17 protein-coding genes are annotated in these 26,242 nt (G+C 71.8%); 9 read left to right on the top strand and 8 right to left on the bottom strand.

Annotation, left to right across the window (positions count from 1 at the left end):
* Nucleotides 1–32: 32 nt before the first annotated feature.
* Nucleotides 33–635 carry a 3-isopropylmalate dehydratase small subunit gene (gene leuD / locus J3A75_RS08760; protein WP_043073244.1) on the top strand — a complete coding sequence of 201 codons (603 nt, stop codon included), beginning with the start codon at nucleotides 33–35 and terminating at the stop codon, nucleotides 633–635.
* 71 nt (nucleotides 636–706) lie between these two features.
* On the opposite strand, the gene J3A75_RS08755 is transcribed toward leuD, so the two are convergent.
* Complete coding sequence (locus J3A75_RS08755) at nucleotides 707–1,378, bottom strand: O-methyltransferase (RefSeq protein ID WP_012317965.1); 672 nt, start codon at nucleotides 1,376–1,378, stop codon at nucleotides 707–709.
* 94 nt (nucleotides 1,379–1,472) lie between these two features.
* On the opposite strand from J3A75_RS08755, the gene J3A75_RS08750 reads away from it, so the two are divergent.
* Entirely contained in the window at nucleotides 1,473–2,129 is a 657-nt protein-coding gene (locus J3A75_RS08750) for a TetR family transcriptional regulator (RefSeq protein WP_043073243.1), read from the top strand.
* A 51-nt stretch (nucleotides 2,130–2,180) separates the two neighbouring features.
* Here the strand turns inward: J3A75_RS08750 and J3A75_RS08745 are convergent, their stop codons facing one another.
* Nucleotides 2,181–2,522, bottom strand: a complete 342-nt coding sequence (locus tag J3A75_RS08745) for a carboxymuconolactone decarboxylase family protein (protein WP_012317963.1) — start codon at nucleotides 2,520–2,522, stop codon at nucleotides 2,181–2,183.
* A 172-nt stretch (nucleotides 2,523–2,694) separates the two neighbouring features.
* Here J3A75_RS08745 and J3A75_RS08740 point away from each other — a divergent pair, with 172 nt between their 5' ends.
* The 3 genes from J3A75_RS08740 (at nucleotide 2,695) to J3A75_RS08730 (ending at nucleotide 6,353) form a co-directional block, all read left to right on the top strand.
* Complete coding sequence (locus J3A75_RS08740) at nucleotides 2,695–3,909, top strand: lytic murein transglycosylase (protein ID WP_012317962.1); 1,215 nt, start codon at nucleotides 2,695–2,697, stop codon at nucleotides 3,907–3,909.
* Nucleotides 3,906–4,289, top strand: coding sequence for a RidA family protein (locus tag J3A75_RS08735; RefSeq protein ID WP_024830876.1), 384 nt, complete (start codon nucleotides 3,906–3,908; stop codon nucleotides 4,287–4,289). Before J3A75_RS08740 ends, J3A75_RS08735 begins: the two co-directional genes overlap by 4 nt.
* Before the next feature lie 477 nt (nucleotides 4,290–4,766).
* On the top strand, nucleotides 4,767–6,353 hold the full coding sequence (locus J3A75_RS08730; protein ID WP_354404360.1) for a methyl-accepting chemotaxis protein: 1,587 nt from the start codon (nucleotides 4,767–4,769) through the stop codon (nucleotides 6,351–6,353).
* 114 nt (nucleotides 6,354–6,467) lie between these two features.
* Here J3A75_RS08730 and rplS read toward each other — a convergent pair whose 3' ends face one another.
* The 3 genes from rplS to argB all read right to left on the bottom strand — a co-directional run bounded on the left by rplS (nucleotide 6,468) and on the right by argB (nucleotide 8,986).
* Nucleotides 6,468–6,866, bottom strand: a complete 399-nt coding sequence (rplS, locus tag J3A75_RS08725; protein WP_012317959.1) for a 50S ribosomal protein L19 — start codon at nucleotides 6,864–6,866, stop codon at nucleotides 6,468–6,470.
* Between the two features lie 278 nt (nucleotides 6,867–7,144).
* On the bottom strand, nucleotides 7,145–7,894 hold the full coding sequence (locus J3A75_RS08720; RefSeq protein WP_209649994.1) for a pyrimidine 5'-nucleotidase: 750 nt from the start codon (nucleotides 7,892–7,894) through the stop codon (nucleotides 7,145–7,147).
* A 198-nt stretch (nucleotides 7,895–8,092) separates the two neighbouring features.
* Nucleotides 8,093–8,986 (bottom strand): acetylglutamate kinase, encoded by an 894-nt coding sequence (argB, locus tag J3A75_RS08715; RefSeq protein WP_012317957.1) that lies wholly within the window; start codon nucleotides 8,984–8,986, stop codon nucleotides 8,093–8,095.
* Nucleotides 8,987–9,297: 311 nt separating this feature from the next.
* Between argB and J3A75_RS08710 the strand changes: the two genes are divergently transcribed.
* The 3 genes from J3A75_RS08710 (at nucleotide 9,298) to J3A75_RS08700 (ending at nucleotide 19,816) form a co-directional block, all read left to right on the top strand.
* Nucleotides 9,298–10,641, top strand: coding sequence for a UDP-glucose dehydrogenase family protein (locus J3A75_RS08710; protein WP_012317956.1), 1,344 nt, complete (start codon nucleotides 9,298–9,300; stop codon nucleotides 10,639–10,641).
* A gap of 368 nt (nucleotides 10,642–11,009) precedes the next feature.
* Complete coding sequence (locus tag J3A75_RS08705) at nucleotides 11,010–18,452, top strand: type I polyketide synthase (RefSeq protein WP_209649991.1); 7,443 nt, start codon at nucleotides 11,010–11,012, stop codon at nucleotides 18,450–18,452.
* Complete coding sequence (locus J3A75_RS08700; protein WP_012317954.1) at nucleotides 18,449–19,816, top strand: aminotransferase class I/II-fold pyridoxal phosphate-dependent enzyme; 1,368 nt, start codon at nucleotides 18,449–18,451, stop codon at nucleotides 19,814–19,816. Before J3A75_RS08705 ends, J3A75_RS08700 begins: the two co-directional genes overlap by 4 nt.
* Nucleotides 19,817–19,987: 171 nt before the next feature.
* Here the strand turns inward: J3A75_RS08700 and J3A75_RS08695 are convergent, their stop codons facing one another.
* The 3 genes from J3A75_RS08695 to J3A75_RS08685 form a co-directional block, all read right to left on the bottom strand.
* Entirely contained in the window at nucleotides 19,988–21,172 is a 1,185-nt protein-coding gene (locus J3A75_RS08695) for a polysaccharide biosynthesis/export family protein (RefSeq protein WP_070998689.1), read from the bottom strand.
* A gap of 193 nt (nucleotides 21,173–21,365) precedes the next feature.
* Complete coding sequence (locus tag J3A75_RS08690) at nucleotides 21,366–22,856, bottom strand: LTA synthase family protein (RefSeq protein ID WP_076730137.1); 1,491 nt, start codon at nucleotides 22,854–22,856, stop codon at nucleotides 21,366–21,368.
* A gap of 219 nt (nucleotides 22,857–23,075) precedes the next feature.
* On the bottom strand, nucleotides 23,076–24,578 hold the full coding sequence (locus J3A75_RS08685; RefSeq protein ID WP_012317951.1) for a capsular polysaccharide biosynthesis protein: 1,503 nt from the start codon (nucleotides 24,576–24,578) through the stop codon (nucleotides 23,076–23,078).
* Between the two features lie 337 nt (nucleotides 24,579–24,915).
* On the opposite strand from J3A75_RS08685, the gene J3A75_RS08680 reads away from it, so the two are divergent.
* The gene (locus tag J3A75_RS08680) at nucleotides 24,916–26,223 is read left to right on the top strand and encodes a capsule biosynthesis protein (RefSeq protein ID WP_012317950.1); all 1,308 of its coding nucleotides are present in this window, start codon (nucleotides 24,916–24,918) and stop codon (nucleotides 26,221–26,223) included.
* Nucleotides 26,224–26,242 lie beyond the last annotated feature (19 nt).

Below are 26,242 nucleotides of genomic sequence, written 5' to 3'. Positions count from 1 at the left end.
GCAGAGAGACCACCGACACGAGCCGTCAGACGATGGAAAAGTTCACCACCCTGGAGGGCGTCGCGGCGCCCCTGCGGACGATCAACGTCGATACCGACCGGATCATCCCGGCGAAGTACCTGAAGACGATCCGGCGGACCGGGCTCGGCAAGAGCCTGTTCGCCGAGATGCGCTACCGCGAGGACGGCTCCGAGAACCCGGACTTCATCCTCAACCAGCCGGCCTACCGGAACAGCAAGATCCTGGTGTGCGGGGACAATTTCGGCTGCGGCTCGTCCCGGGAGCACGCGCCCTGGGCGCTGGCCGATTTCGGCATCCGCTGCGTGATCTCCACGAGCTTCGCCGACATCTTCTTCAACAACTGCGCCAAGAACGGCATCCTGGCGATCGTCGTGTCGCCCGAGGACCTGGAGAAGCTGTTCGAGGACGCCGAGCGCGGCGCGAACGCCACCCTGACGGTCGACCTGGCGGCGCAGACGATCCGGGGGCCGGACGGCGGCACCCTGCATTTCGACATCGACGAGGGCCGCAAGCACAACCTGCTGAACGGACTCGACGAGATCGGGCTGACCCTCGAGCGCGTCTCGTCCATCGACGCCTACGAGCAGAAGCTCGCCCAGCGCGCGTGGGCCTGAGCGGCGGTATCCGCGTCCCGACGGCGGTCGCGTCGCGCTGAGGCGACCGCCGGTCCGACCCGGATGCGGCCTCACCCGAGCCGCATGGACAGTTCGACGTCGTCGGCGAACGGCACCGACAGGTAGCCCCGGCTCGGCGCGCGCACCCGTGCCAGGTAGTCCGGGCTGTGGTCCGCGTTGTCGGCGACCACGAGGGCGCCCGGCCCGAGGCGGCTCTCCACGAGGCTGAGAACCTCCGGATAGAGCCCCTTCGCCCCGTCGAGGAGCAGCAGGTCGACCGAGTCGGGCAGGTCGAGGCCGAGGGTCTGGAGGGCGTCGCCCTCGCGGAACTCGACGAGATCCGCGAGCCCGGCCGCCATCAGGTTCGCCCGCGCCCGCACCACCTTGGACGGCTCGAACTCGCAGGTGATAAGCCGGCCGCCGCCGTTGTCGCGCAGGGCCGCGGCGAGGTGAAGGGTCGAGAGGCCGAAGGAGGTGCCGAACTCGACGATCGAGCGCGCCCGGCGGGTCCGCGCGAGCATGTAGAGCAGCCGGCCGGTCTCCCGCGAGACCGCGAGGGGCATGTCCTTGAGCCGGCTGTAGAAGTCCCGGTAGCCGGTGCGGCTTCCCATGAGCCGCGTCCGCTCGTCCGCCGAGAGATCCCCGACGGCGCTCAACGGTGAGGATGCCTCTGCCTGCACGAAGAGACTGTCCAGCAGCGAGGCGATACGCGGTTCGGCGAGTGTGGAAGCTGAGAGTGACATGGCGCGTTGCTGTCCGTCTTGCGTGTTCAACTGAACACGACGCAGAGTACCGCTGCCCCCTACCCCCGCCTATTCGCGTTCCGAGCACCACCCCATGCCCGACCGGCCAAGTCTCGGAATTTCCAAGCGAAAGCAGCCCCGGCAGGCGCGCTCCAGCGACCTCGTCGCGGCCGTTCTGGAGGCGGCCACTCAGGTTCTGGGGGAGGTCGGCGCGGAGCGCTTCACGACGGCGCGGGTCGCCGAGCGCGCGGGCGTCAGCATCGGCTCGCTCTACCAGTACTTCCCCAACAAGGCGGCGATCCTGTTCCAGTTGCAGAGCGACGAGTGGCGGGACACGACCGCCCTCCTCGCCGGCATCCTGACGGATCCTGCGACGGCGCCCGGCGCGCGCCTGCGCGCCGCCGTCCACGCCTTCGTGCGCTCGGAATGCGCGGAGGCCGCGATGCGCCGGGCCCTCGACGCGGCCGCCCCCGCCTATCGCGACGCGCCCGAGGCCGCGGAGCCGCAGCTGGCCGGCGCGCAGGCCTTCCGCGAGTTCCTGCACGCGGCCCTTCCGGCGGTTCCCGAGGCGGAGCGTCAGGTCGCGGGCGAGATCATCGCGACGACGCTCGGCACGGTCGGCGAGCGCATCTCGGAGTCGATCCGCGACGAGGCCGCCCTGGAGACCCGCGCGGACGCCCTGGCCGACATGCTCTGCGCCTATCTGGACCGCCTGGGAGGCGAAGGCCGGGCCGTCGGGCCGCCCCGATGACGCGCCACGGCGCCGCCCGAGGTCCCGGGGCGCGGCCCCGGGTCGGCCGGTTCAGCCGGCCTCGCCGGTGAACGCCTCGAAGGCGCGGGCGGTGTAGACCAGGGCGGCGCCGGCGTTCAGCGCCACCGCGACGCCCAGCGCCTCCACGACCTCCTCCTTGCTCGCGCCGGCCTTGCGGGCGGCGTCGGAATGCACGGCGATGCAGCCGTCGCACCGGGTCGTCACCGCCACCGCGAGGGCGATCAGCTCGCGGGTCTTCGCGTCCAGCTTGCGCTCGGTCGGGGCCGCCGCCGCGAGCTGATCGTGGGCCTTGAGGAGGTCCGGGCTCACCGCACCGATGCGCCCGAGCGTGCTGACGAGCTCGGCGCCGTACTGATTCCAGTCCTTCATCATGCGTCCTGTCTCCCTGCTCGGTGGGGCCGACCACTGGCGGGCCGGCTCCGCATCAACCTACCGGTTGGTAGGCAGATCGGTCAAGGTAAGGCGGGTTTCCTCACCGTTCGTTAACCCACATGTCGCCTGAATCCGCGCCCAGACTCCGTTCCGCATCGTGAGGATCGTCAGCATGCCGAAGCACCCGACGGGACCGAGGACGGCGCGCGCGCTCGGGCTGCTCGCCGGCATCGCGGTCCTGCCCTTGGCGAGCCTGCCGGCGCGGGCCGATTTCGACAGCTGCCTCGCCGGCATCCAGTCCCAGGCGGCGGCGGCGGGCGTCTCGGCGCAGACCTTCCGGTCCGCCACGAGCGGCATCAGCTACGACGACAAGGTGATCGAGCTGTCCCAGGCGCAGCCCGAATTCAAGACGCCGATCTGGGACTACATGGCGGCGCTCGTCGACGACGAGCGGGTCGAGGACGGGCGCGCGGCCATGCGCCAGAACGCGGCGGCGCTCGCCCAGGCCGAGTCGCGCTACGGGGTCGACCGGTACACGATCGCGGCGGTCTGGGGCGTCGAGTCGAATTTCGGCAAGAACCTCGGCAAGATGCCCCTGGTGCAGTCGCTGGCGACGCTGGCCTGCTCCAACAACCGCCGCCGGGACTTCTTCCGCGGCGAGCTGATCGCCACCCTGCGGATCATCGAGCGCGGCGACATCGCGCCGGAGCGGCTGACCGGCTCCTGGGCGGGCGCCTTCGGCCAGACCCAGTTCATGCCGACCACCTATCACCGCCTCGCCGTCGACGGCGACGGCGACGGGCGGCGCGACGTGGTCGACTCGACGGCCGACGCCGTCGCCTCCACGGCGAACTTCCTGCACGTCGCCAAGTGGCAGCACGGTCAGGTCTGGGGCTACGAGGTGAAGCTGCCCCGCGGCTTCAACGTCGCCGCCGCCGGGCGCAAGAACAAGAAGCCGGTCGCCCACTGGGCGTCGCTCGGCGTGACCCGCGTGGACGGCCGTCCGCTCTCGGGCGAGGGGCCGGCCGGGATCATCGCGCCCGCCGGCATCGACGGGCCGGCCTTCCTGGTCACCAGGAACTTCGACGCGATCTACTCGTACAACGCCGCCGAGTCGTACGGCCTCGCCATCGCGGTCCTGTCCGACCGGCTGCGCGGCAAGGCCGGCGTCCAGGCGGCGTGGCCGACCGACGACCCGCCCCTGTCGCGGGCCGAGCGGCGCGATCTCCAGACCCGGCTGGCCGCCCGCGGCTACGACGTCGGCGAGCCGGACGGCAAGGTCGGCCAGAAGACGCGCGACGCCATCAAGGACGTGGAGCGCCGGCTCGGCATGACGCCCACGGGCCGCGCCGGCGGCAAGGTGCTGGAAGCCCTGCGCGGCGGATGAGCCGGCGGCTGATCACCTCGGGCTCCCCGTTCGAGCGGGATTATGGCTACTCCCGGGCGGTAATCGACGGCGACACCGTCTACCTGTCTGGGACGACCGGCTACGACTACGCCACGATGACGATGCCCGACGGCGCCGCCGCGCAGGCCGAGGCCTGCTGGCGCACGATCCGCTCGGTTCTCGCCGAGGCCGGGACCGGCCTCGCCGGCCTCGTGCGCGCCACCTACTACGTCACCGACCGGGACGATGCCGAGGCCGTGCTGGCGGTCTGCGGCCGGGTGCTGGCAGATGTCCGACCGGCCGCCACGATCGTGATCGTGGCGGGCCTTCTGCGCCCCGAGATGCGCGTCGAGATCGAGGTGACCGCACGGATCGGCTAGCCGCCTGACCCCGATCTTGGCAGCGCGGTTGTGCCGGGCCGCGGCGCCACGCCGATCCGCCGCCGATATCATCCCCGATCGCGCCCGAGCGGCGCCCGCAATGGGCCGACTTCGCCCAGCTGCCGCGGACGGCCGGGACGTTTCGTCCGCGCGCCGCGGGCAAGATCTCAGGTTCTCCATCGCCGTTCCGCGGCCCGTTCCTCCGCCCGATGCAGACCGCGTCGTGGCCGACGACCTCTTCGTCCGCTCTGCACCGCTGATCCTATCCTCTTTCAGATCTCGCCCCGGATCCTCGGGCTTGCGTTGACATGTACGCGCAGATTTATCAGGTCTCACCGCAGCATCTCCGATGCTGGCGCTCCTGCGGTATGTATTATGATCAGAATATTTTTCAGTAAAAGCCTTTCACGTCGAATGATGGCGCAGATTTCGCTCATAACAATGCTTATCGCGGTCATCGGCGCTGCCGGATTGCGAATGTATTATCAGGAAATGCTGTCGGAGAGGCTGCAGTCCCTGCGCACGGTCACGGAGCTGTTCACCACCTATGCGCAAAGCCTCGAGACCCGGGTCAGGAGCGGCGCTCTGTCCCGGGAGGCGGCCCTGGCGGCACTGGTCGAGACCGCCATGGCCATGCGCTTCGACACGGGCACCAACTACGTCGCCATCTACGCGATGGACGGAACGGCGCTGGCGGTTCCCGACCGCCGACTCGTCGGCAGCAATCAGCTGGAGACTCGGGTCAACGGCGTTCGCGTGGCCGGGACCCTGACCGATCTGCTGAAGAAGTCCGACACGGCTACGATGAGCTATCTCTATCCCCGGCCCGGGCATGAAGGCCTGTCTCCGAAGACGACGCTCGCCGTCAGGTTCGCGCCCTGGGACATCTTGATCGCGGCGGGGACCTACACCGACGACATCAAGGCCGCCTTCCAGGCGCTCGCCCTCGCGGCGATCGGCCTTCTGCTCGGGCTCGGCGCCCTGGGAGTGATCGGCTCGCTCCTGATCGGGCGCGGCATCACGCGGCCGCTCGACCGGCTCGGCCGCCGGATGCAGGTGCTGGCTCAGGGCGACGGCGCGGAGCCGATACCCGGGCTCGAGCGGACAGACGAGATCGGCGAGATGGCCCGGACCGTCGAAGTCTTCCGACAGGCCCTGGTCGCCAAGGCCGCCATGGACCGGGCGGCCGCGCAGGAAGCGGAGGCCAAGGCCCGGCACGCGCAGAGCCTCGACGCGCTCACCCGGGCGTTCGAGGCCCAGGCCGGTGCGCTGATGACGGGCGTCTCCGCGGCCGCGACCGAGATGCAGGCGACCGCCGAGGCGATGGCGCGGACGGCCTCGCGCACGAGTGCCCGGGCGACGCGCGTCGCCGGGGCCGCGCAGGAGACCGCCGGGAGCGTGCAGAGCGTCGCCGCGGCCACCGAGGAGATGGCGATCACCATCCAGGAGATCTCCGGACGGATGGCGCAATCGTCGGCCAAGACCGCGCGGGCGGCGACCGAGGCGCAGCGCACGGACGCCCTCGTGGGCGATCTCGCCGACGGGGCCGAGCAGATCGGGGTCGTCGCCAGCATGATCGCGGGCATCGCCCGACAGACCAACCTCCTGGCCCTCAACGCCACGATCGAGGCGGCCCGGGCCGGCGAGGCCGGCCGGGGCTTCGCCGTCGTGGCGGGCGAGGTCAAGGCGCTGGCCGAGCAGACCGCGGCCGCGACCGAGGAGATCGCCGCGCGGACCGGCGCGGTCCAGGCCTCGACCCGGCAGGCCGTCGAGGCGATCCACGGGATCGGTCGCACCATGGGTGAGGTCAGTACGCTTGCCGCGACCGTGGCGGCCGCGATCGAGCAGCAGGGGGCGACCACCGAGGAGATCGTGCGCAGCGTCGCGCGCGCGGCGGCCGGCACGGAGGCCGTCACCGGCAACATCGCCGACGTGTCGCAGGGTGCCGAGGCGACGGGCGACGCGGCTGAGCGGGTTCTCGGCGCCGCGATCGACCTGTCGCGCAGGTCCGAGCAGCTCTCCGCCGAGATCCACCGGTTCCTCGACGGGATCCGGGCTGCCTGAGGTGGCGTGCCGGCGGCCTGGACGAGACTGTCGGCCAAGAAAAAAACCGGCCCGGCTGAGCCGGACCGGTCTGAAAGCAGGCGACCGCTCCGGCCCGCGGAGCGGTCGAACGGCTTACTCGGCGGCGGGCGCCGCGGCCGGGGTGTCCTTAGCCTTGTAGCGGTCGGTGCGCTCGACGATGCGGGCCGACTTACCGCGCCGGTCGCGCAGGTAGTACAGCTTGGCACGGCGCACCTTGCCGCGGCGGGCCACCTTGATCGAGTCGATCATCGGGGAATGGACCGGGAAGACGCGCTCCACGCCCTCGCCGTACGAGATCTTGCGGACCGTGAAGCTCTCGTTGAGGCCGCCGCCCGAGCGGGCGATGCAGACGCCCTCGTAGGCCTGCACGCGGGTGCGCTCGCCTTCCTTCACGCGGACGTTGACGATGAGCGTATCGCCCGGCTCGAAATCCGGGATGGTCTTGGCGAGGCGCGCGACTTCCTCGCGCTCCAGCTGCTCGATGATGTTCATGGCATAGCTCCGGCCGTCGCGCCGTTCCGCCCCTCATGGGCGATCGGCGCCAGGATTTCGGCGATCCTGTTGTGAGTTGGGCGGCTCTCTACAGGATCGCCGCCGGCTTGTCGATTGGGTACGGGCGCGATCGATCCGCGGCGCCGCCGGGATGTCGGATCGTGCGATCGATCCCGGACGGAGCTCCGCCGCGTCCCGCTCCTCCAGGTGGGGCCGGGTCTTCGCCGCGCCCCTCCCCCAGCCGCGGAGGCACCGCGACCGCGCCGCCCGGCTTCGCGTCAGCCGCGCTCCTCGGATCCCGACCGCACTTCGGGCAGCACGCAGGCGGAGAGGAAGGCGGCGAGATCGTCCGTGATGTGGTCGATATGCGGCTCGCGCACCGCCTCCTGCTCGAAGGCCTCGCGATAGGGATCGGTGACCTTCGGAACCACCAGCACGGTCGCCATGCCGAGGTCGTGCGGCACCGCGAGGTTGCGGGCGATGTCCTCGAACAGGGCGGCCCGGGTCGGCTCGACGGCGTGCTTCTCCAGGAACCGCTCGTAGGTCGTGCGCTCCGGCTTCGGGACGAAGTCGGCGGCGGCGATGTCGAACACGTCCTCGAAGTGGTCGAGGATGCCGAGCTTGCCGGCGACGTTCTCGGCGTGGCGGCGCGACCCGTTGGTCAGGATCAGCTTGCGCCCGGGCAGCCGCTCGATCGCGTCGCCGAGACTCTTGTCGAGCTTGATCGACGAGTGGTCGATGTCGTGGGCGAAGTCGAGGAAGTCGTGCGGATCGATCCGCGACTCGACCATCAGCGCCGACAGCGTCGTGCCGTAGCGGTGATAGAAGTACTTCTGCAGGGCGCGGGCCGAGATGCCGTCGAGCCCGTAGAGCTGCATCACGTACAGGGTGATGCGCTCGTCGACCTTCGGCCAGACCGCGGCGTCGCTCGGGTAGAGGGTGTTGTCGAGATCGAACACCCAGGTGTCGACATCGGCGAAGCCGCGCGCCGCCGGCGTGGTGAACTGGGCCTTGTCGGGGTGGTGCACCGGAACCCCTCAGGTTGCTGTTGCCCCGGAATCTGGACCGGAACGGCCAAGCTCGCAAGTTTGATGCTTGTCCGGACCTTGTGAGGCCGGCCCCTCCGGGGCGGGCGGGGGTACGACAATGCGCCGGGCGCGCGGAGGTTGCGTCCGCGCACCGCACCGCGCCCTCGGGGGCGGCGCGGTGCGCGGGCGGCCGCGTTCTCAGCCCCGACGGATCAGGGTGCCGGCACCGTAATCGGTGAACAGCTCGAGGAGCACGGCGTGGTTGACCTTGCCGTCGAGGATGACGACCGCCTCGACGCCGCGCTCGATCGCGTACATGCAGGTCTCGATCTTCGGGATCATCCCGCCCGTGATGGTGCCGTCGGCGATCAGGCGCCGGCAATCCTCCACGGTCAGCTCGGGGATCAGCTTCTTGTCCTTGTCGAGCACGCCCGGCACGTCGGTGAGCAGCAGCAGGCGCTTGGCCCGGAGCGCCCCGGCGATCGCCCCCGCGAAGGTGTCGGCGTTGACGTTGTAGGTCTGCCCGTCCGCCCCGTAGGCGACCGGCGCGAGGACCGGGATCAGCTCGGCCTTGAGCACCGCGTCGAGGACGCCGCGCTCGACGTGGTCCGGCTCGCCGACGAGGCCCAGATCGACGGTCTGCTCCACGTGGCTCTCGGGATCGACGACGGTCTTCATCGCCCGCTTGGCCCGGACCATGTTGCCGTCCTTGCCGCACAGGCCGACCGCCCGGCCGCCCTCGGCGGAGATCCAGCCGACGATCTGCTTGTTGATCAGGCCCGCCAGGACCATCTCGACGACCTCGACGGTGGCCTCGTCGGTGACGCGCAGGCCGCCGCGGAACTCGGACTGAATGCCGAGCCGGTCGAGCATCTTGCCGATCTGCGGACCGCCGCCGTGCACGACGATCGGCTTCAGCCCGGATTGCTCCAGGAGGACGATGTCCTCGGCGAAGTCCTCGGCCGCGGCCCGGTCGCCCATGGCGTGGCCGCCGTACTTGATGACCACGATCTCCTGGTCGTAGCGCTGCATGTGGGGCAGCGCCTGGGCCAGGACCTCGGCACGCACGTGCACGTTGGGCAATTCGGTCATCGCGGTCCTTCACCGATCCTTGGGTCGGGTCCTCGGGGCGGATCCGGGCCTCCCCGCCGGGCGGGGGCGCTTCTACAGGAAGCCGCCCGCGCTGCGAAGCCGCCCCGCGCGCCTTCGCGGAGGCGCGACCCGCGGACCGGCGGCCGATGCGGGCCGCCCCGCGGCCGGCTGTCAAACTACAGTCATCCTTCGCGGGTGTTGCATTCCCGTGACAGACTGGAGCAGATCCAGGCTGGCCCGGGTTGCATCCGCGTGCGCCCCGGATCATGTTGCATCGCAGCAAGCCGAGGGCGAGCTGCCGGGAGGGCCCGATGCGGATTGCGATGATTGGGGCCGGATATGTCGGCCTGGTCTCCGGCGCCTGCCTGGCCGATTTCGGCCACACGGTCGTGTGCGTCGACCGGGACCCCGACAAGATCGCCAGCCTGAACGCCGGCCGCATGCCGATCTACGAGCCGGGCCTCGACGTCCTGGTCGCCGAGAACGTGCGCCAGGGCCGGCTCGCGTTCAGCACGTCCATGCGGGAGGCCGTGGCCGAGGCCGACGCGGTGTTCATCGCGGTGGGCACGCCCTCCCGCCGCGGCGACGGCTTCGCCGACCTGAGCTTCGTGTTCGACGCCGCCCGGGAGATCGCCGGCGCGCTGTCCGGCTTCACCGTGGTGGTGACCAAGTCGACCGTGCCGGTCGGCACCGGCGACGAGGTCGAGCGCATCATCCGCGAGACCAACCCCGGGGCGCAGTTCGCGGTCGCGTCGAACCCCGAGTTCCTGCGCGAGGGCGCGGCCATCGCCGACTTCAAGCGCCCCGACCGCATCGTCGTCGGTGCCGAGGAGGCCAGCGCCGAGGCGGTGATGCGCGAGGTCTACCGGCCGCTCTACCTCAACCAGGCGCCGATCATGGTCACGTCGCGGCGCACGGCCGAGCTGACCAAGTACGCGGCGAACGCGTTCCTGGCGGCGAAGATCACGTTCATCAACGAGGTCGCGGACCTGTGCGAGGCGGTGGGCGCGGACGTGCAGGCGGTCGCGCGCGGCATCGGCCTGGACAACCGGATCGGGTCGAAGTTCCTGCACGCCGGGCCGGGCTACGGCGGCTCGTGCTTCCCCAAGGACACGCTGGCGCTGGTCAAGACGGCGCAGGACGCCGGCACGCCGCTGCGGCTGGTCGAGACGGTGGTGGCGGTCAACGACCAGCGCAAGCGCGCGATGGCGCGCAAGGTGATCAGGGCCTGCGGCGGGTCGGTGCGGGGCAAGACGGTGGCGCTGCTCGGCCTGACCTTCAAGCCGAACACCGACGACATGCGCGACGCGCCCTCGCTGGCGATCGTGGCCGGCCTGCAGGATGCCGGCGCCGTGGTCCGCGCCTACGATCCCGAGGGCATGGAGCAGGCCCGGATCCTGATGCCGGCTGTGGATTACGCCGAGAACGCCTACGCCTGCGCCGAGGGCGCGGATGCGGTGGTGATCGTCACCGAGTGGAACGCGTTCCGGGCCCTCGACCTCGACCGGCTGCGTCGGGCCATGTCGTCCGGCGAGGCGGCTCCCGTGCTGATCGACCTGCGCAACATCTACGACCCGGTGAGCGCCGCCCGTCACGGTTTCACCTATTGCGGGGTCGGACGAACCAAGGAGAGCGTCGCCCGGATCGGGTCTTGATCGTCGCCGCGCGAGCTCGCGGACCCGGATTCCTGTGCGGGATCTACCCGACACCGCGAAGATTTCTTCCGGAATCGGCATCGATGCCGCTAGACGGGCGGCGGCCGCGGAGGCGCAACTGTGGCTTTCTCGTGATCGAGCCCGCGTCTCGAAAGCCGGTCCGGCGGTTCAAACTTGGCGTTTTGGCCGCAGGAATTGGATAAGCTTCTGATGAATACATGTCACAGCCTCCGGCAATTTTGCCACGCAGGGATGACCTCGCGTTGGGGCTGGTTGGACACCGCAATGGTGCCACAGTAAGGGGTGAGAGGGTACTCACTCGTCGAGAGCCGAGCCGACTTCCGATAACGAGCGTGTGCGAACCGAACGTGACACAACGTACAGACATTGCGATCGTCGGACGCGCATGCCGACTGCCCGGGGCCCCCAGCGTGGACGGCCTGTGGTCACTCCTCTCCGAGGGGCGCTGCGCCGTCAGCAAGGTGCCGGCCGACCGGTTCTCCCTGGAGCGGTTCGCCCACCCGCGCGCCCATGAGCGCGGCAAGAGCTACACCTGGGCGGCGGGCGTCATCGACGACGTGTGGTCGTTCGATCCGGCGGTGTTCGGCATCTCGCCCCGCGAGGCCGAGCAGATGGACCCGCAGCAGCGGATGCTGCTGGAGCTGACCTGGGAAGCCCTCGAGGACGCGGGCCTGCGCCCGTCGAGCGTCGCCGGCAGCAACATCGGCGTGTTCGTCGGTGCCTCGTCCCTCGATTACGGCAACCTGCGCATCCTCGACGCGCCGTCGGGCGACGCCTACGCGGCGACCGGCAACACGCTCTCGATCATCTCGAACCGCATCTCCTACATCTTCGACCTGAAGGGCCCGAGCTTCACGGTCGACACGGCCTGCTCGTCCTCGCTCGTCGCCTTCGACAACGCCGTGCAGGCGATCCGGTCGGGCCGCGTCGACACCGCGGTCGTCGCCGGCGTGAACGTGCTGGCGAGCCCGTTCAACTTCATCTGCTTCTCCACCGCGCAGATGCTCTCGCGCACCGGCCTGTGCCAGGCGTTCTCCAAGAACGCCGACGGCTACGTGCGCTCCGAGGGCGGCGTGGTGTTCGTGCTGCAATCGGCCGAGGCCGCGCGGCGCAACGGCGCCACCGTGCGCGCCGTGGTCGCCGCCTCCGGCATCAACTCCGACGGCCGGACCACCGGCATCTCCCTCCCCTCGGGTTACGCCCAGGGTGCCCTGCTGGAGAAGGTCTATCGCGAGGCCGAGATCCGGCTCGACGACCTCGCCTTCATGGAGGCGCACGGCACCGGCACGCCGGTGGGCGACCCGATCGAGGCCTCGGCCATCGGCTCGAAGCTCGGCCGCGGGCGGCAGGCGCCGCTGCCGATCGGCTCGATCAAGACCAATATCGGCCACACCGAGCCGGTCTCCGGCCTCGCCGGCCTGATGAAGGCGACGCTCGCCCTGGAGCACGACCTCGTGCCGCCGTCGCTGCACGCGGCCGAGCTCAACCCCGAGATCCCCTTCGGCGAGCTCAACCTGCACGTCGTGCGGGAAGCGATGCCGATCAGCCGCGGCGCCCGCGAGCGCTTCGCCGGCGTCAACTCCTTCGGCTTCGGCGGCACCAACGCCCACGTCGTCATCACCGACGCCCCCGCCTGGGCGAAGCCCGCCGCCGCGACCGCGGAGCCCCAGGCCCAGGTGCTGCTGCTCTCGGCCCAGAGCCGCGCCGCGCTGAACGAGCTCGCCCTCGACTACGCCGAGCGCCTCGAGTCCGCCCCCGAGCAGGTCGCGACCGTTGCGGCCGCGGTGGCGCATCGCCGCGAGCGCATGCCCGCCCGCCTCGCCGTCGCGCTCGACGGCAAGGCCGACGTCGCCGCCGCGCTCCGCGCCGTCGGCGAGGGCGAGGACACGCCGGACGCCTTCACCGGGACCGCGGTCGACCGCGTCGCCGAAGTGGCGTTCATCTACTCGGGCAACGGCAGCCAGTGGGCCGGGATGGGCCGCGAGGCCTACGAGGAGAACGCGGTCTTCCGCGCGACCTTCGACCGGATCGACACCCTGTTCCGCGCCTACTCGGACTGGTCGCTGAAGGACGCGCTCTACGCCGACGACCTCGACGAGCGCCTCGCGCTGACCAGCGTCTCCCAGCCGCTGATCTTCGCCATCGAGAGCGCCTCGACGGCCGCGCTCAAGGCGAAGGGCCTGATCCCGTCCTACGTCCTCGGACACAGCGTGGGCGAGATCGCGGCCGCCGAGGCCGCCGGGATCCTCAGCCTGGAGGACGCGGTCCGCGTCATCTACTACCGCAGCCACCACCAGGAGACGACGCACGGCCAGGGCACCATGGCGGTGCTGCTGATGCCGTCCGAGGAGGTCGAGACCTTCCTCAAGGATTACCCGACCCTCGACATCGCCGCCTACAACAGCCCCAAGGCCGTCACGGTCGCCGGGCCGGTGGCCGACATCGACGCCGCCCTCAAGGCCCTGTCGCGCAAGCGCCGCCGCGGCCGCAAGCTCGACCTCGCCTACGCCTTCCACGGCCGGCTGATGGATCCGACCGAGAAGCCGCTGCTGCGCGACCTCGCGGGGCTGAAGGCCAAGGCCGGCACCACCGCGATGGTCTCCACCGTCACGGGCAGCGTGCTCGACGGCTCCCATTTCGGCGCCGGCTACTGGTGGCGCAACATCCGCGAGCCGGTGCGCTTCTGCGAGGCCGTGCAGGACGCGACCCGCCGCGGCGCCCGCGTCTTCGTCGAGGTCGGCCCGCGCGCGACCCTGATGTCCCACGTCGGCGACGCGGTCGAGCCGCTCGGGATCGAGACCGCCACCGTCGGCGTGATGCACCGCAAGGCCTCCGGCGGCGACCCGATCGCCAAAGCGGTCAGCGCCGCCCTCGTCCAGGGCGCGCAGGTCGACGAGACGCTGCTGTTCGGCGACGCGCCGAAGGGCGACGTGCGCCTGCCGACCTACCCCTGGCAGCGCCGCCCGTTCCGCCTCGCCGACACCACCGAGGGCGTGGGCGCGATGAGCCCCCGCCCCTACCACCCGCTGATCGGGTCGCGCACGGCCTTCGACGGGCTGGAGTGGAACGGCTTCGTCGATCCGGTGACCGTGCCGGAGCTGGAGGATCACAAGGTCGACGGCCAGGTGATCATGCCGGGTGCCGGCTTCGTCGAGATGGCGCTGGCCTGCGTCCGCGAGGCCCTGCGCGACGACGCGGTCGTGCTCGCCGACTTCGAGATCGTGGCGCCGATGGTGTTCGCCGAGGACGCCCTGCGCGAGGTCGCGGTGCGCCTGTCGGGTTCCGGCAACGGCATCCAGGTGCTGAGCCGTCCGCGCCTGACCCAGACCCCCTGGCAGCTCCACGCCCAGGCGAAGATCGTCGAGGGCAGCTTCTCGGACCCGAAGGCGCCGGATCTCGACGGCTTCAGCTTCGAGACCGCGGGCGACCACGTCCTCACCGGCGACGCGCTCTACGCCAAGGCCCTCGCCTCCGGGCTCGGCTTCGGCCCGAGCTTCCAGCAGGTGGCGATGAGCGCCCGGCTCGACGACGCCACCATCGTGTCCGACCTGCTGCCGGCCGAGCCCGACACCCGCTACGGCCTCGTGCCGAACCGGCTGGACGCCTGCTTCCACGGGCTGATCCTGCTCTTCGCCGACCTGCTCGGCGAGAACGGCGGCAAGGCCTATATCCCGGTGCGCTTCGGCGAGGTGCGGCTGCTGCGCCCCGGCGCGGTGATCGCCCGCTCGATCATCCGGACCCGCCGCTGCAACGAGCGCTCGATCCTGGCGGACTTCACGCTCCTCGACGCCGAGGGCGCGGTCATCGCCACGATCCGCGAGGGCCGGTTCCAGGCCCTGCGCGCCAAGAGCGGCGGCGACCTCTCGGCCTTCGCGATCTCGCAGGTGCCGGAGCTCGCCACCGAGCCGACCGCGATCCCGATGGAGCGCCGCCCGAGCGTGGCCGCGCGTCTGCGCCCGCTCGCCGCCGAGGCGAAGGGGCCGGCCGACGCCGCCCTCTCGCCGGGCCACCTCCTGCTGGAGGGCTGGGCGACCTCGCTCGCCTACCGCCTGGCCTCCGGGCTGGCGCAGGGCGAGACCGTCACGGTCACCGACAGCCGCGTGCCGGAGGCCCTGCGCCCCTGGCTGCTGAACGCCCTCTACGCCCTGGAGAGCAGCGGCCTCGCCGAGCGCGCGGGCCCGAACTGGACGCTCGGCGACGGCTCCGCCCTGCCCGCGCCCGACGAGATCATGCGCTGGATCGCCGGCGACCACCCGGATCTCTCGGCCGAGCTGGTGCTGATCGCCGATGTCGGCGCCCTGGTCGACCGGCTGCTCGCCGGCACGCTGAGCGACGCGCCGGCCCTGCCGCAGGGGGCGATCGACGCCTTCGTGCTGCGCTCGGCCACCGCGCGCCACGGCGCCGACGTGGTCGCCGACCTGATCGAGCGGAGCCGCGCCCAGCTCCCGAAGGAGCGGGCGCTGCGGGTCCTGCAGGTCGGCTTCGGCCCGCTCTCGGCCCAGACCGCGACCTTCGCGGCCGCCGCCGAGGCCCGGCTCACGGTCTTCGAGACCGACCGCCGGCTCGCCGAGCGCGCCCGCCTGTCGCTCGGCCGCGCCGCCGCCGTGGTCGAGACCGCCGAGGAGCTCGCGCCCGGCAGCTTCGACCTGATCCTGGCCTCGGGCAGCCTGCATCGCGGCGACCGCGCCCTGCCGGGCCAGCTCGCCGGGGCGCTCGCCACCGGCGGCCTGCTGGTGGCGGTGGAGCCGGGGGCCTCCCTGTTCCGCGACCTCGTGTTCGGTCTCACGGCCGGCTGGTTCGAGGAGGCCGCGGGCGGCCTGCCCGTGGGCCGGCTCGAGGACATCGAGGGCTGGCAGCGCATCCTGAGCGCCCACGGCCTGGTCAAGGTCGAGGTCGAGCGGGCGGCGTCGGCCAACGGCGACGACCTGCTGCTGACGGCCGAGGCGCCGGTGCGCCCGGGCCCGGCCCCGGCGCAGAGCTTCGCCTTCATCATCGGCTCGGACGACGAGTTCGCGGCCGAGACCGCCTCCTCCCTGGCCACCCTGCTGGTCGCGGGCGGCGTGCACGTCTCGATCATCCTCGACTCCGAGACCTCCCTGATGGAGCTGGAGAAGGAGACCCCCGACACGGTGGTGTTCCTGGCCGGCGCCTTCACCCGCGGCGGCGAGGCGGCCGAGCGGCTGCGCGACCGCTGCCTCAGCCTGAAGCGCTGCACCGAGCATCTGGGATCCCGCCAGACCCGACTCTGGGTCGTGGCGCCCGGCGCCACCCGCGACCGCGGCGGCCAGACCACCAACATCGAGGCCGGCGTGTGGGCCTTCTCCCGCACGCTCGCCAACGAGGCCCCGAACCTCGACGTCCGCCGCATCGACCTCTCCCCCGAGATGTCGTCGAAGCGCGCCTCCGAGCGCCTGCGCGACCTCATCCTCTCCGGCACGCCGGAGACCGAGATCGTGCTGGACGACGAGCGGACCCAGGTCGTGCGCTTCCACGCCGGCCGGCCGCAGCACCGGGATCCGGCCGACGCCGTCCCGGCGGAGGCCGCGCGCCTGGAGCGCAGCAACACCGGCGGCCTCAGCGAGATGGTCTGGGGTCCGGCCGAGCGCCGCGCCCCCGGCAAGGGCGAGATGGAGATCGCGGTCGAGGCCACCGGCCTCAACTTCCGCGACGTGCTCTGGGCGCTCTCGATGCTCCCCGAGGAGATCCTGGAGGACGGCTTCGCCGGCCCCCGCCTCGGCCTCGAGTGCGCCGGCCGCGTCACGGCCGTCGGCCCGGGCGTGAAGGGCTTCAAGGTCGGCGACCCGGTCGTCGCCTTCGCCCAGTCGGGCTTCGCGACGCACATCGTGGTGCCGGACCTCGTCGTCGCGCCGATGCCGCAGGGCCTCGACCCGATGGCGGCCGCCACCGTGCCGGTGGCCTTCCTCACCGCCTATTACGGCCTCGTCTCCTGCGCCCGGATGCGGCGCGGCGAATGGGTGCTGGTCCACGGCGGCGCGGGCGGTGTCGGCCTCGCGGCCCTGCAGATCGCCAAGCTCAAGGGCGCGCGGGTCATCGCCACGGCCGGCTCCCGCGAGAAGCGGGCGCTGGTGAAGGCGCTGGGCGCCGAGCACGTGCTCGATTCCCGCTCCCTCGCCTTCGTGGACGAGGTCCGGGCGATCACCGGCGACGGCGTCGACATCGTGCTGAACAGCCTGTTCGGCGAGGCGATGGAGCGCTCGCTCAACGCGCTCCGGCCGTTCGGCCGCTTCGTCGAGCTGGGTAAGCGCGACTACGTCGCCAACACCCATATCGGCCTGCGCCCGTTCCGGCGGAACCTCAGCTACTTCGGCGTCGACCTCGATCAGGTGATCCAGCACCAGGGCGACGACGGCGCGCGGATGTTCCGCGAGGTCATGGCGCTGTTCAACGACGGCGGCCTGAAGCCCCTGCCGTACCAGCCGTTCACGGCGGCCGAGACCTCGGACGCGTTCCGGCTGATGCAGCAGTCCGGCCACATCGGTAAGATCGTGATCAGCCCGCCCAAGGCCGGCACGATCATGAAGGACACGGCCCGCCCGTTCGCGGTCTCGGCCGAGGGTGTCCACCTGCTGACCGGCGGCCTCGGCGGCTTCGGCCTGGAGGCGGCGCGCTGGCTGATCGACCGGGGCGCCAAGCACCTCGTGCTCGCGGGCCGCAAGGGCGCGGCCACCGACGAGGCCAAGGCGATCGTCGCGGAGCTGTCGGCCCGGGGCGTGACCGTCGAGGCCAAGGCCGTCGACATCACCAGCCGCGCCTCGGTGGACCGGCTCATCGCCGGGATCGAGCAGGGCGGCAAGAAGCTGGCCGGCGTGCTCCACGCCGCGGCGGTTCTTCAGGACGGCCTGATCTCCAACATCGACGCCGCGGCGCTCGACGCGGTGATCGGCCCGAAGGTGATCGGCGCGCAGCACCTCGACGCCGCCACCCGCGACCGGAGCCTGGACTACTTCGTCCTGTTCTCCTCGGCGACGACCTTCATCGGCAATCCGGGCCAGGGCTCCTACGTGGCCGCCAACGGCTTCATGGAAGGCCTCGCGCGCCAGCGCCGCCGCCGCGGCCTGCCCGCGCTGGCGGTGGCCTGGGGCGCCATCGGCGATGTCGGCATGCTCGCCCGCAACAGGGCGGTCATGGAAGGCCTCGCCGGCCGCGTCGGCGTCACGCCGATGGAGGCCCGCCGCTGCCTCGACCTGATGGCCGAGGCGCTGGGCAGCCAGGGCGCGTCCCCGGACGAGGGCGTCATCGCCATCGCGGCGATGCACTGGGGCAAGGCGCGCGAGCGTCTCGCCACCATGCGCTCGCCGAGCTACGCGGAACTCGGGTCCGACCAGCAGGCCGAGGCCGGCGGCGTCCAGGCGATCAACATCGCCGCGCTGCTCAAGGGCGGCGACCTCGACGCGGTCCGCAAGACCGTGTCGGACGCGATCGTCGAGGACATCGCCCGCATCCTGCGGCTGCCGAAGGACGACATCAGCCGCGTGCGCCAGCTCTCGGAGATCGGCCTCGACTCGCTGATGGGCGTCGAGCTCGGCGCCAGCCTGCAGGAGCGCTTCGCCCTCGACGCGCCGCCCGCCGGACTTTCGTCGGGCATGACCGTCAATGAGCTGTCGGAGTCCTTAATTCAGGCGGTTTCCGCGCCCATGGACGAGACGGCCGGCGTCGCGATGAGCCTCGTCTCGAAGCATGTCGGCGGTGAGGTCGATGCGCAGATCCTCGCGCCTCTCAAGGAACTCATCGAGCAGACGTCCAGCGAGATCAAAGAGACCAACTCATGACCGACACGGCACGGCCGGACGGTGGGCGCGCGGCGCTCGCCGGCTTCGTGACCAACCGGCTCGGGCGCGCGACGCCGCGCCCGGCCCCCGTCAAGACGGCCTCTCCCGCCGGCAAGTCGGCGGCGCAGAACTTCGAGAACCTGCCGGGCTACCGCGAGCTGAAGCTCCAGCGCCAGGCGGCCGATCTGATCGGCCTGGGCAACCCGTTCTTCCGCGTCCACGACGCCAAGGCCGGGGCCACGACGCGGATCGACCAGAAGAGCTTCACCAACTTCTCGTCCTACGACTACCTCGGCCTGAACGGCCATCCGCGGGTGAGCAACGCCGCCCGGGAGGCGATCGAGGCTTACGGCACCTCCGCGTCGGCGAGCCGCGTCGTGGCGGGCGAGCGGCCGGGGCACATCAGCCTCGAGCAGGCGCTGGCCAAGCACTACCAGTCCGAGGGCTGCATCGTGATGGTGAGCGGCCACGCCACCAACGTCACGACCATCGGCGCCCTGCTGGAAGCCGGCGACGTGATCTTCCACGACGCGCTGTCCCACAACAGCATCGTCACCGGCGCGCAGCTGTCGGGCGCCCAGCGGCGCTCCTTCGCGCATAACGATCTCGACGCCCTGGAAACCCTGCTCCAGTCGACCCGCCACGAGCATCGCCGGGCGCTGATCGTGGTCGAGGGCCTCTACAGCATGGACGGCGACGCGCCGGACCTCGCCGGGCTCGTCGCCCTCAAGAAGCGCTACGACGCGTGGCTGATGGTCGACGAGGCGCACGGCCTCGGCGTCACCGGCCGGACCGGCGCCGGCCTGTTCGAGCATTGCGGTGTCGACCCCCGCGAGGTCGACATCTGGATGGGCACGCTGTCGAAGACCCTGTCGACCTGCGGCGGCTACATCTGCGGCCCGATCGCGCTGATCGAGTACCTGAAGCACACCGCCGGCGGCTTCGTGTACAGCGTCGGCATGTCGCCGCCGCTCGCGGCCGCGGCCGAGGCGGCGCTCGCCGTGATGCACGCCGAGCCCGAGCGGGTCGAGCGCCTGCGCCAGAACGGCACCCTGTTCCTGGCCACCGCCAAGAAGCTCGGCCTCGACACCGGTTTCAGCCTCGGCCTCGCGGTCGTGCCGATCATCGTCGGCGATTCGCTGAAGGCCGTGACCCTGTCGGACCGGCTGTTCCGCCGGGGCATCAACGTGCAGCCGATCATCCACCCTGCGGTGCCGGAGCGGGCCTCGCGCCTGCGCTTCTTCCTCACCTCCGAGCACACGCCCGACCAGATCCGCGACACCGTGAACGCGGTGGCCGAGGAGCTGGCGGCCATCGACAAGGGCGGCTCGCTGATCGAGCAGCTGCTGGCCAAGCGGGTCTGAGCCCGGCCAGGGCCGCGCGCCCCGGTTCTTCGAGACCCTTACGAAGAAGGGGCGCGGATGATATCCGCGCCCCTTCTTCGTATCGACAGACCGCGGCAGTCTCGGTCGGACGCGCGCGGCACCCCCAGCGCGGCGACCGGCGGCGGTGCCGCCCGTCGCGGAGCACGGGTCCTACTTGGCGTAGGAATAGGCCAGGGCGGCCGAGGAGGCCGGGCCGGTGATGCCGCTGAAGGCGGTGAGGACCTTCTGGACCTCGGTGAAGGGCGCGTTCGACACGTAGATCAGGTCGCGGTTGCGCATCCGGAACGCCTGCGACACGAACAGGCTGTTGGGGTCGCGCATGTCGATCCGGTAGACCACCGGCACCAGAGGCGTGCCGAGCAGCTTCGAGCCAGGGCTGAGCCGGCGCACGACGCTGGCGGGCTCGAACCGGAAGATGAAGGTGCCGGCCGGGTCGGCGGCGAAGTCCGACAGGCCGCGCGCCTTGGCCAGCGCCTGCGCCAGCGTGATCCCGTCGGCCTGGAACGGCAGCTCGGTGCTGTTGCCCAGCGCGCCCACCGCGATGAAGGTCTGCGGGTCGCGCACCAGGGTCAGCACGTCGTTGGGCCGCAGGTAGATGTTCTCCCGCGGGTTCGACACCACCGTGGTCAGCGGCACGGTCGCGGTCACCGGCCCGCGCGAGAGCCGCACGAAGGTCTCGTTGACCGGCGCGCGGTTGCCGCCGGCGGCGGCGATGACGTCGAGGATGCGGTCGCCGTGGCCCGAGAGCGGCAGGCGGGCGCCGGCGGCGCCCTCGCCGGTGACGGTGACGGCCTGGGAGATCGGGCGTGTGACCGAGACCAGCACCTGCGGCTGGATGGCCTTGCCGGCGAGCTCGTTCTCGATGAGCGCCTGGACGTCCTGGGTGCGGCGGCCGGCGACCTTGATGCGGCCGGCGTAGGGCACCGAGATGGCGCCGTCGCGCCCGACGGGCTGCTCGGGGATGAGGGCGGACTTGGAGCCTGCGGAGAAGCGGTCGGCGACGAGGGGCCCGGAGAACAGGCCGCCGGACCCGGCTTCCCAGACGGAGACCGAGACCATGTCGCCGATGCCGATGACCGGCTCGGAGGAGGGGCGGTGGTCGCCGAAGGAGGCGAGCAGGCTGTCCAGCGGCCGGCCGCGCAGGGCCTCGACCACGGAGGGAGTGACGTCGATGATCTCGTAGCGGGCGAGCAGGCCTCCGTCGGCCGTGGCGACCTCGGATCCGGCCTGGATCGCGCTCGCCGTCGGACCCGCCGCGGGCAGGTACGTGCAACCGCCGGCAGATCCAGCCGCCAGGGCGGCCATCAGGGCGGTGCACGCCGTCTTACGCAGCATCACAAAGATTTCTCCTCGCCGAGCCCGCGCCATCGCTGGCCCGGGCCGGGACACCCAGTTTGACCGCCAAACGCTGCGATCGCTTTAACGGCCGCGCCGGAGCGGCGGCCGTCGCGTGGCCGGTCGCGCTATCCGCGGGCAATGCGTCACCAGCGTGGCACGGCCACGCTTATGCCGCGCAAGCTTAACCTTATCATGTCCCCGCGGCGATGTCCGCGGGCGCGGTCGCGAGACTCGCACGCAGCGCCCGCCCGAGCTCGTCGGCGGCGATGTCGGCGCGCTGCGGGGCCTCGTGCGGGCGGCCGAAGCGGAACAGGGCGTACTCGGTGGTCCGCCCGCCGAAACCGGGTTTGCAACTCGGCAGCGACGGTGCGTGGTCGCCGAACACGCAGAGCGTGATGGTCTGGCCCCGCTCGCGGGCGATGGCGTCCAGGCCGGCGACGAGATCCTCGACCATCTGCCCGGTATGGGCGACGTGATGGAGATACTGCGCCTGCGGGTCGTCGATCCCCGGCAGCCGCCCCGGCTTCCAGGGACCGTGGTTCTCCATGGTCACGCAGAACAGGAACAGGGGCGCGCGGCGGGCCCGCACTTCCGCGAGGAGGCGCGCGCCGAGGGCGACGTCCCCGACATAGGGCCCGACGCGCGGCGCCTCCGCGAAGGCCTCCCCCATCACGAGATCGGCGAAGCCGAAGGCCTCCATCACGCGCGCCCGCCGGAAGAAGTCGCGGTGGAACGGGTGCAGGAACAGGGTCCCGTAGCCCTGCCCCCCGGCCAGCCGGGCGAGGCTCGTCGGCTCGTCGCCGCTGCGGGACGTGTAGGGGTCGAAGCGGCCGAAGCCGAGGCTCTCGGACGGTCGGCCGGTGAGCACCGCGTGCTCGCTGCGCATCGTGTAGGCGCCGTGCGCCGGCACCCGCAGGCGCCCGTACTGCGCGGCCCGGGTGCGGAACAGGTCCATCGCCGGCAGTTTCGGGCCGCCGAGCCGCTCCGGATCGACGAAGGATTCGAGCTGGATCACCACGACGACGTCGTCGCCCGGGCCCTCCGGCAGCGCCGGCGCCGCCGGCACCGGCACGCCGCCGGCCATCGCCCGGGCGGTGTAGCCCAGGAGGCTCGCCGGGAGGCCGACCCGGGTGACATCCGCCTCCAGATCGGGTTCGGGGAACCAGCGGGCGATCAGCCGGGCGAGCGGCGGGCGCGGGGCCGCCCGGACCAGCAGCCAGAGCGCGAGCGGGAGGCCGAGCAGGCACAGCACCCGCGGCAGGGTCGCGACGGGCAGCACGCTCGGCTCGATCCAGTACCACAGCGCGGTGACCGCCAGGGTGAGCAGGACCGGCACGGAGATGCGCGGGTCCCACAGGGGCGGGATGTAGTAGAGCTGCGGATGCCGCGGCACCTGGGGCAGCAGGGCGAAATCGCTGAACAGCAGCGGCTCGCCGATCACCGAGCGCTTCGCGCGGCTGACGACGATCAGGATCGCCACGGTGATCACGCAGGTCAGCCCGGCGAGCCAGGGCCGCCAGGAGAACTCGAACCAGAACAGCAGGATCAGCAGGTAGCCGAGCAGCCGCAGGCCGAGATCCCGCGGCGCGAGGCTCGCCCGCGCGATCGAGTCGCCCGCGAACACCTCCAGGGCGAGGCACGCGGCGAGCGCGAGACCGGTGGCGATGAGGAACGTCGTCAAGACACGGACACTCGGCGTGGGGCGGGCCTGCTCGCCGCCGGGATCCGGTCCGGCGGGAAACAGCGCGCGGGAGCAAGGCGTTACGGGCCGTTCCTGATCCAGAACGATCGGAATCGGCCCCGGGGACGGGCGGCTGCGGGCGGACTCTAGCAGCGCGCGCTATCGCTTTGGTGTCACATCAGGGTCTCGCGGAACGGGATTCGCGCCGCGCGCGCCGCCCTAGCGCGGCCCGCCGCCGGCCTCGCGGCCGACGCCGCGCCGGCTGCGCAGGGCCCGCACGACGGGATTGAGGAGGCCGTAGCGGGCGCGCATCACCAGATGGGCCGTCCGGCCGAGGGAGAGGGCGTTGCGCGGCGCCGCCGCCCGGGCCGCGCTGAGGCGGTCGAGGAGCTGCTCCGGGGTGCACGGCTTCATCGCCACCGGGTCGAGGTAGCGCGCGTAGAGGATCATGGCGCCGGCCACCAGCTCGTCGAGGCTCAGCCGGCGGCCGCGGTCGGCCCCCGGCGCGAGATCCTCCGACAGGCCCCAGCCGGAGTAGAACGGCCGGCCGTGGGTCGCCACGGTGAGGCCGCGGATCAGGGCCTCGAACCCGGCCAGCGACGTCATGGTCTCGACGTGATGCACCCGGTCGAGGAGGTCGACGATGCTGATGCCGCCCACGATCCGGTCGGCAAGAGTCAGGGCCTCCGCCTCCGGGATGATGCCGGGACGGAACCCGGCCTCCACGTCGGGATGCGGTTTGTAGAGCAGGAACGCGTCCGGGTTGCGCCGCCGCGCCGCTTCCAGCAGCGCCCGGTTCGAGCGGACCAGCGGCGAGCCGTGGCGCACCGAGGCGTCGTCCTCGACCTGGCCGGGCACGAGCACGATCCGCCGGCCCGGCGGCCAGTCGAGCGCGGCGGCGTCGAGGCCGACATTGTACTTGCTGAGCCGACGCGCCACGACCTCCTCGCGCAGGCGCCGCGCCCGGGCGACGAGGTCCGGGGTGAAGTCGGCCTCGGCGAGCAGCCGCTGCAGGCGGCTCTCCCGCCGCGGGTCGTAGTAGATGCCGAGGTCGTCCACCACGATGGAGGCGCCGGGCTGCAGGCTGGCGCCGAGCCCCACGGAGCGCAGGAACCCGTCCTCGACCCGGGCCAGCGGCAGGCCGGCCCGCGCGCAAGCCTCCTCGAGCTGGCCCGGTGCCCGCGTCGCCCAGGCCAGGATGCGGCCGCCGTGGCGCTGTCCCGCGGCGATCGCGGCCTCGGTGGTCATGGTGTGGATCGGCCGGCCGGCGGGCCCGGCGCCGAGGACGTCGAGGGCGGGCCGCTTCCAGCGCGACATCCCGACATAGATCACCCGCCGGTCGTTCTCGGCGAAGCGCGCGGCGAGCCACGCCACCCGCTCGGCGCAGGCCGCGCGGTCGATCGGCGCCCGGCTCCAGGGATCGAGGTAGTGGACGCCGCCCTCCCCGCCCAGGGGCGCGCCGTCGAGGCTGATCCGCAGGGACGCGAAGCCGGTCTCCGGCGAGTCGTAGGGGCTCAGGACCGGCCCGGGCGCGACCACGAGCCGGCGCCGCCCCGTCAGCGCCAGCAGGCGCCCCGCGAGGCTGCCCGCGCCCCAGGCCGCGCCGACGGCGCCGGGGCGTGCCGGACCGAAGGCGAGGCCCGTCGCGGCCTCGATCTCCGCCCGCAGGCGGCGGATCGTGCGGCCGGTCGCGTAGAGCGACGGGGTCGGGTCAGCGGGCATGGTCGGTGCGTCCGGCTCCGGTCGGGTCGAGGTGCGGAAGCTGCCTGTAGCGCATTTTCGTCGGCATGGGATGGTGATGCAACGCGGGGACAACCTGAGCGCGCGTCGCCGTCGCCACGTCCTGGAAAGGATTTGGACATATCGTCGCCGCGATTGCCCGCCTAATCCGGAGGCTGAGCCGCAGGCGCGGGACCGTTGCAGACGGGCCACGCTGGCGCGGAAATGCCATGCCGCGGCGTGGCTTCGGATTGCGGGGCCGCCGGGCACCGTGCCACCTCAAGAGTCTCTCGCCGGTGCGGTTCATCCGGCCCAGGGTCAAGGACAGAAGCGCCGCGGAATGCAACAGCCCGCCCCCGACGCCCTCCGCGACCGCCCCGCGACCTTCCTCTTCCTGCAGGGCATCGCGACGCCGTTCTTCTCCGATCTCGGAAAGGCGCTGCGCGCGCGGGGACACAGCGTCCGGCGCATCAATCTCTGCCCCGGCGACTGGCTGTTCTGGAGCGGCGAGGCCGACAATTACCGCGGCCGCCGCGAGGCCTGGGGCGAGTATCTCGAGGCCTATCTGGACCGCGAGAGCGTGACCGACATCGTGCTGTTCGGCGATTGCCGGCCGTTCCACAAGGCGGCCCGCATGATCGCCGAGTATCGCGGCCTGCGGGTGCACGTGTTCGAGGAGGGCTATATCCGCCCGAACTGGATCACCTGCGAGCTGGGCGGCGTGAACGGCTTCTCGTCGCTTCCCCGGACGGCCGCCGAAATCCGGGCCCTGGCGCGGCGCCTGCCGCAGCCCGGCCGGGCGATGCCCTCCACGGGCGACATGGCCCGCCGCAGCGTCTGGGACGTCGGCTACAACCTCGCCAACGTGCTGTTCCCCTACCTCTTCCCGCATTTCCGCAGCCACCGGCCGACCCATATCGCGGCCGAGTATGCCGGCTGGATCAAGAAGTTCGCGCGCCGCGCCCATACCCGCCGCGAGGCGGCCCGCTGCGACGAGATCTACCGCGCGGTCGGCTGCGACTACTTCCTGCTGCCGCTGCAGCTCGACAGCGACTACCAGATCCGGGTCCACTCGCCGTTCCTCGGCGTCGAGGGCTTCATGGACCGGGTGATCAAGTCCTTCGCGGACGGCTCGTCGGCGCCGACCCGGCTGCTGGTGAAGCTGCACCCGCTCGACAGCGGCCTGATCAACTGGCGCAAGTTCGCCCGCGCTTCGGCCCGGCGCCACGGCGTCAGCGACCGGCTCGACTTCATCGACGGCGGCGACCTCCCGGCCCTGATCAAGGGCGCCCGCGGCGTGGTGATCGTCAACTCCACGGTGGGGATGCTGTCCCTCGAGATGGGCTGCCCGACCCACGCGGTCGGCACCGCGATCTACAACATGGCCGGCCTGACCCATCAGGGCGATCTCGACAGCTTCTGGAAGAATCCGACGCCGCCGGAGATGGACCTGATGGCGGATTTCCGCCGCGTGGTCCTGCACCGGACCCAGGTCAACGGCGGCTTCTTCTCCAAGGAGGCGATCGACCGCGCGGTGGCCGGCTCGGTGCCGCGGATGGAGGCGGCCCTGCCCGACGCGATGCTGGCGGCGGCGCGGGCGGTCAGCGAGGTGGCCGAGCGCGACGGCGAGCTCGCGCCGGTCTACTGACCGGACTCGCCGGACTCCG

Source organism: Methylobacterium sp. PvP105, assembly GCF_017876975.1.
Lineage (GTDB): Bacteria > Pseudomonadota > Alphaproteobacteria > Rhizobiales > Beijerinckiaceae > Methylobacterium > Methylobacterium radiotolerans.
Note: the sequence above shows the minus strand (reverse complement) of the source record. Positions and strands in the feature narration are given on the sequence as shown.